This is a genomic window from Cerasicoccus frondis, assembly GCA_031296915.1.
Taxonomy (GTDB): domain Bacteria; phylum Verrucomicrobiota; class Verrucomicrobiia; order Opitutales; family Cerasicoccaceae; genus Cerasicoccus; species Cerasicoccus frondis.
In genome coordinates, this window is record JAVDPC010000012.1 from 1 (window position 1) to 3,560 (window position 3,560).

A 3,560-nucleotide genomic window follows, 5' to 3' on the forward strand; every position below is an offset into this window, starting at 1 on the left:
AAACGTGGCTCCATCAAATTGCCCAAAGAGGTAGTCAATCACCTGGCAGGAGCCAACTACGTTCAAATCCGGCTCACCAGCACTGGCCTGACTTTAACCCCAGTCCATATTTCAGGCTTGGGCAAACTCAGCGAAATTCCCAAATCACTAACTGATGCATCATGCTCAGTTAATCGAACATAAACATATGTTCATTTTAAAATTGCCAATATTAAGCTGATAAATCATTCTCAAACCAATATTCAAGTTAACAATGAACGTCTTTAAACAACGACGCCGCCAAGGCCAAACAGTAGCAGTCGCTAAGAAATATTCAGGAAGCTATCGCTTACCATGGATGTTGCATAAATCAACCATCGCTCTGCAAACCACCGACAAAGGCATTGCGGAAAAGCGCCTAAAGGAATATATCCGAGTGCGCGAGTTAGAGCACGAAGGTTTGCCAATTCCCTCTCACTTGTGGGGAGCGCCCACCCGCACCATCGCTACTTTGGTCAAAGACTACGAAAGCTCTCTCAAAAGTCAGGGGCTAAACGAAAAGCATGTGCATGACTCCATCACACGCATCGAAACAATATCATTCGCCTGCAAATGGAATACCATCAGCGATGTGAATCCCGCCGCCTTTGAAAAATGGCGCTCAGGCGCGCCCACCAATATCAGAACTGGTCGCCCTTTATCGGTTAAAACGCTTAATGAATACCTGACGAGCCTCCGGGCTTTCATGAACTGGCTCAAAAGCCTGGGGGTCATTGAGAAAGACCCTTTAGAGTTTGTTCCCAAGGGCGAGACCCGGGGTAACGAACAAAAGAAACGACGCGAATGGACTGATGGCGAAATGGAAGCCTTCATGGAGCGTGGCAAGCCACCGCAACGGAAAGACTACCGTCTAGGTGTCTGGTTACTTCGCTGGACAGGTCTGCGCAAAAATGAGCTAACCTCGCTCCGCTGGGGCGATGTATTTTTGGAGGAATCGATCCCTTATCTTCTGATTCGGGCCAACATTTCCAAAAACCGCAAAGAGGAGCGCGTTCCACTGATGCAAAAAGTCGCTAAGAAGCTCAGGGAATTACGACCCGCCAAGTTCAAAAAGAATCAGCGTGTCCTGCCTTTCACATTGCCAGGCTCTGAACAATTAAGAGCCGACCTCAAACGAGCAGGCGTTCATTATCGCAATGACTTTGGCGATCTGGACTTCCATGCTCTCCGCTATACCTTCGGTCATTGGCTCGCCGTGCAAGGAATCTCCCTGCCGGTCATTCAATCAATCTTGCGGCATGTTGATCCATCCACAACTGCCAAGCACTACATGAATGTGGCCAAACTTTCTCAAAATGAGGATGTAACCAAGCTCTTTGCGAAGGATGACTGCACTCCCATATGCACTCCCGAGTTTGGCGCAGAGGGTCTTTTGCGGTCACAACCTGACAAAAGTCCCGACAAACCAAATGCGCTGCAACTGCTTGAAGATAAGCTGGATAGGCTCACATTGGCGCTATCTGACGCATTGGGGCACAAGCCCCAAAATGGCTGCCCGGGCTGGGATCGAACCAGCGACAAAGTGGTTAACAGCCACCTGCTCTACCGCTGAGCTACCGGGCAATAAAGTGTTCGGAGTATGCCGCGGGTTCTTCACTTGGCAAGGGAAAGTTTCAAAAAAATTTCATCCTGCGAAATCCTTGTATTTTAGCGGGTTTCAGCCAGGAAACCCTGCAGGATTTGGTTAAAGGCAGCTGAGTTTTCCAAAAAACAGAAATGGCTGCCACCCTCGTTCGCAGCAATCGAAGCAAAACGAGAATGCGGAATTTGTTGCTGGGTCCAGCGCAGAGCAGACGTCGGCACATGGCTCCCCTCGCCCGACACGACCAGCGTAGGCCAGCCTATCCGAGGGAGGATGTCACGCGAGTCGCTGTACATAGTCTCCCGAAGCAAAAATGCCGCATACTTCCGCGGCATCTTCAGGTTTTCCGCAATGACCCATTCCAACGTTTCCGAGGCGATGGCTGGCGTGAACATTGTGGGGACAAAACGTCGAGTGACGGCCTCGCCATCGACACCTGATAGTTGCTCCAAAAACACCTCTAGCTCCTCGGGAGTCGTCGTGGCTCCATACTGCGCGATTTCCGTATCGCTCCAAGATGGCGCGGACACCAGGCGTGGAGATTGATCGACAACTATGAGGCGCTTAACAGGTGAAGCACCAAACAACTCCCAGTAATTCCATACTACCTTGCAGCCCATCGAATGAGCAACAATGGTTACTTCATCAAGCTCGAGCGCCGTCAACCACTCCAACAAGTCCTTGGCCAGCCGGGCATGGCGGTAACCAGTAGCTGGCTTGTCCGATTCTCCGTGTCCACGCCAATCAAGCGCCAAGCACCGGTAGTTCTCAGCCAACTCAAATTGTCCACGAAACATGGCTGCTGTTTGCGACCAACCCGGCAGAAAAACCAACGGGCTCCCCTCCCCTGCATCCCAATAGTGTAAACGAACGCCATCGCTGGTCTTATAACTACGGGCGACAGCATCCATGAATCTAGCCCATCAGCGCCTGAAGCGCAGCTAGGTATTTTTCGCGGGTTTGCATAATAACCGCTTCCGGCAGGCGCGGCCCTGGAGGCGATTTATCCCAATCGAGAGTCTCCAGATAATCGCGAACATACTGCTTATCGAACGCAGGTTGCGGTTTGCCAGGAGCATACCCGTCTAACGGCCAGTAACGTGAGGAATCGGGCGTCAATGCTTCATCGATCAGGAACAGACTGCCACCCTCATCCAAACCGAACTCAAACTTCGTATCGGCAAGAATCAAACCGGCCTTCGCCGCATACTCCGTCCCAAGTTCAAACAGTTGGAGTGAGACTGCTTTCACTTGCTGATAAAGCTCAGAACCGATTGCCGCTGCGCCCTCTGCATCCGTGACTGGTAAATCCTTGTCGCCCACTTCTGCTTTGGTCGTTGGTGTAAAAAGCGGCTCTGGCAAAGGACTGCTTTCCTGCAACCCCTGCGGCAAAGGGCGCCCCCACAGCTCACCAGTTTTTACGTATTCCTTGTAACCGCTACCGGCTAGGTAACCACGCACAACTGCTTCCAACTTCACTGGCTGCAACTTCCGCACCAACATGGCGTATGGAATCCACTCGGGACAATCAGCCAGAACCTTTGCGAGCTCCACTGAGTGATTGGGAACCAGGTGGTTTTGTATAATCGCCCCCGTACGCTCAAACCACCAAAGGCTAATCTGCGTCAACAGGAGCCCTTTCCCTGGCACCCCATCCGGCATCACGACGTCGAACGCCGAGAGACGATCAGTCGCAACGATCAGCAAGCGATCTCCCAAATCGAAAATTTCCCGCACTTTGCCACTGGCAATTTTCGGGTATGGCAAGTCAGCAACCGCTCTCCTCGCCTGAACTGGCAACGCACTGGAAATCTCGTCAAAAGTCATGGCGGCGATGCTGGAGATGAGTCGACCAAAGAGCACGAAAAAATTTTCAAAAAAAACACTTGCGCAATCCCGTCTTCACAGTAGCTTTCACAACCTTTCTTAGGTCTGTCCC

General features: G+C 51.5%; 3 protein-coding genes, 1 tRNA gene and 1 pseudogene. 2 read left to right on the plus strand and 3 right to left on the minus strand.

Features of this window, described 5'->3' with window-relative positions; translation table 11 throughout:
• Window positions 1–183 (plus strand): hypothetical protein (locus RBB63_RS11465; protein ID WP_309384302.1); only part of this gene is annotated, 183 nt, incomplete at its 5' end.
• Between the two features lie 655 nt (window positions 184–838).
• Window positions 839–1,312, plus strand: a pseudogene (locus RBB63_RS23665) (site-specific integrase); the annotation flags it as partial.
• Between the two features lie 215 nt (window positions 1,313–1,527).
• On the opposite strand, the gene RBB63_RS11470 reads toward RBB63_RS23665, so the two are convergent.
• The 3 genes from RBB63_RS11470 to RBB63_RS11480 all read right to left on the minus strand — a co-directional run bounded on the left by RBB63_RS11470 (window position 1,528) and on the right by RBB63_RS11480 (window position 3,484).
• Window positions 1,528–1,602, minus strand: a tRNA-Asn gene (locus RBB63_RS11470).
• An 84-nt stretch (window positions 1,603–1,686) separates the two neighbouring features.
• Entirely contained in the window at window positions 1,687–2,532 is an 846-nt protein-coding gene (locus tag RBB63_RS11475; RefSeq protein ID WP_309384304.1) for an alpha/beta fold hydrolase, read from the minus strand.
• 4 nt (window positions 2,533–2,536) lie between these two features.
• Window positions 2,537–3,484, minus strand: a complete 948-nt coding sequence (locus RBB63_RS11480) for a phosphoribosylaminoimidazolesuccinocarboxamide synthase (RefSeq protein WP_309384306.1) — start codon at window positions 3,482–3,484, stop codon at window positions 2,537–2,539.
• Window positions 3,485–3,560 lie beyond the last annotated feature (76 nt).